1 protein-coding gene is annotated in these 2,495 nt (G+C 70.5%); it reads right to left on the bottom strand.

The annotated features are described in order from the left end of the window. Positions 1-26: 26 nt before the first annotated feature. Complete coding sequence (locus tag ACFYQA_RS39390) at positions 27-2,189, bottom strand: recombinase family protein (protein WP_388928642.1); 2,163 nt, start codon at positions 2,187-2,189, stop codon at positions 27-29. Positions 2,190-2,495 lie beyond the last annotated feature (306 nt).

Raw genomic sequence — 2,495 nt, 5'->3', positions numbered from 1 at the left:
GTCGAGATCTGTCAAGCACAGTGCACTCATGGAGTCTGTTGCTCTGCCGCCTCGGCGGTCTCGGTCCAGATGCGGCGGCTGTACCAGCCAGGCGGACGGGTCCGGCGTTCACGGAGTTCGGCGAGTTCTCGCTGGTCGGCGTGGGCGATGAGCCGGTGGGGCCAGCAGCTCTCCCGGCGGGTGGTGATCCAGCCGCGGTTGATCCAGGCGTAGAGAGTGGAGGTGGTCATGTCCAGCTCGGCGGCCAGGTGCCCCAGCCACCACTCGTTGGGGCCGGGCTCCTCGCCGGGTGGTGCGGGGCGGTGCCGGTGGACACGGCCTGCGGGGCAGGCCAGGCGGCGCATGAGGTCGCGGACGGTGGCTGCGGAGATCCGCTTGCCGCCCTTCGCGGGCCGGAGGCCCTCGGCTTGAAGGCGGTCGGCGATCCCGCCGGCTCCGATGCCCTGGCCCGCGAGTTCGCGGATCCGATCGGTCAGTTGCGGGTAGTAGCTGAGCTGCTCCAGCCGCTGGACCGGGCGGATGACCTCTCCCGCCGTCGTGCTCCCGCCGGCCCAGACGATCGTGACCTTCACCCGCTCGCTGGTGCCGAGCACGGTGACGACGACCTTGTCGACGACCGCGCGGATGATCTCCTTGCGGTCCGCTGTCGTGGTGCTGCGCGCACGCCACAAACCCCCGATGTCGCCGGCCAGGGCCGTGATGGTCTGCCGCTCGGCCAAAGTGAGGATGCGCGGACTGCTGCGGGCGAAGCGGTCGTAGTCCTCGCAAAGCCGCTGCTGGGCGGCGAGTGCGTCCTCCCACTCCTTCTCCAACTGGCGTACGACCAGGCGGTTCTCCGGTTCGACGAGGTGGTGGCTGCGGCGGGCCCGGTCGGCGTCCTGCGCGGCGCGTTCCAACCGCCTCGACCACAGCCGTTCCAGTTCGGCCCGCTCGGCCAGGACCTGGTCGGCGGCGCGCAGGGACACCTCGACGGCGGCGGGCGTCAGTGCCGCGAGGACCTGCTGCTCGACGAAGGCGTCCACGCAGGCGGAGTTGAGCAGCTGGCAGCTCTTGCGTGCGCCGTAGTTGGTCACGTCCCGGGCGCACACGTACTCGGGCAGGGCTCTGCTGTGCTGGGTGTGGTAGCGCACGCTCATGCGCCGGTTGCAGCGTCCGCAGTGCACCAGCCCGGCCGTGAGCGCGGGGCCGCCTCCTATTGCGCCCATGGCTTCGGCGCGGGCGCGGTTGGCCGCCAGCCTCGCCTCGTTCGCCTCGAACCGGGCGACGGTGATGTAGGCGGGCAGGGCATTCGGGATCATCACATGCCATCCGTCCCGGGAGCGGACGACCCGTCCGGTGCTCGGCCGGGCCGGGTCCTGGCGGCGCGGGTCGACCCGACGCCGCCCGTAGGCGTAGATCCCGGCATAGGCGGGATTGTGCAGCAGGGTCTGCAGCGTCATCCGGTTCGGCCTGCGCCATTCCAGGGTGCCCCTGTCCGGCCCCTCCCGCAGCCGGATGCCCAACTGGATGTCGTTCTCGACGAGATAGCGCAGCACACCGTGCAATGTGCCGAGCCGCTCGAACTGCGCGAAGATCAGGCGGATCACCGTCTGCACCTGCTCGTCCGGGTCCAGGGCGGCCTCCCCGGACGGGCGGCGGACGTAGCCGCTGGGCAGGGGGAAGGCCAGCTCGCCGCGGCGGGCCTTGTTCAGGCGCCCGCTCCACATTCGCTGCTTGATCAGGTGAAGTTCGGCCTCGCTCATCGTGCCCTTGAGCCCCAGCAGCAGCCGGTCGTTGTACTCGGCCGGGTCGTAGACCCCGTCGGTGTCCGCCAGTACCGCACCCGACAGGGCGCACAGTTCGATCAGCTGGTACCAGTCCCTGCCGGAGCGGGCCAGGCGGGACATCTCGATGCCCAGCACGAGACCGACGTGGTCCAGCCCGATCTCGGTGACCAGACGCTGGAAGCCGGTGCGGGCGACCGCACTCGATGCCGTCCTGCCCAGGTCCTCGTCGATCACCAGGATCCGGTCCGCCTCCCAGCCCAGCGCGACCGCCCGGTCCACCAGGGCGTACTGCAACCGGGTCGACTCCTGGTGGTCGACGAGCTGCCGGCGGGTGGACTGGCGGATATAGATCACCGCGAGCCGCTGCAGGTGACGGTCGTCGACCTTGCTGCCGGGCCGCTCCCACGGCATCACCGAGGTCATCGCCGGTCCCGCTCACTCACCGTCGCGGCCGCCGACAACGCGCGGCTCGCCAGCCGCACCAACTGCCCCACCACCGCCTGCCGGTTCACCTTTGGCAGTGCTGCCCACATCTGCCCGTCCGGCACCGCCAAAATCGTGCTCTGGGGCCGACGTCACTGTCGTCGCGCATGGCGACTCATCTCCCTTGTCACGGTCCCGCAGCCGCTCGGCCACCGCGGCCAGCCGCAGCAGGCCCTCACGACCGATTATCGGCGCCCGCTCACTGTCCAGACCATCCATATGTGCAGTGTGACTGGGCGATGGAGC

Origin of the sequence: Streptomyces sp. NPDC005774 (assembly GCF_042871645.1) — a bacterium.
In the GTDB taxonomy this organism is placed as follows: Bacteria; Actinomycetota; Actinomycetes; order Streptomycetales; family Streptomycetaceae; genus Streptomyces; species Streptomyces pratens.
This window is presented reverse-complemented; position numbering and strand designations above follow the sequence as displayed.

What these genes read in the sequence shown, in the direction of transcription:
- ACFYQA_RS39390 (WP_388928642.1), bottom strand. Translation starts at nt 2,189, where the DNA reads ATGACCTCGGTGATGCCGTGGGAGCGGCCCGGCAGCAAGGTCGACGAC.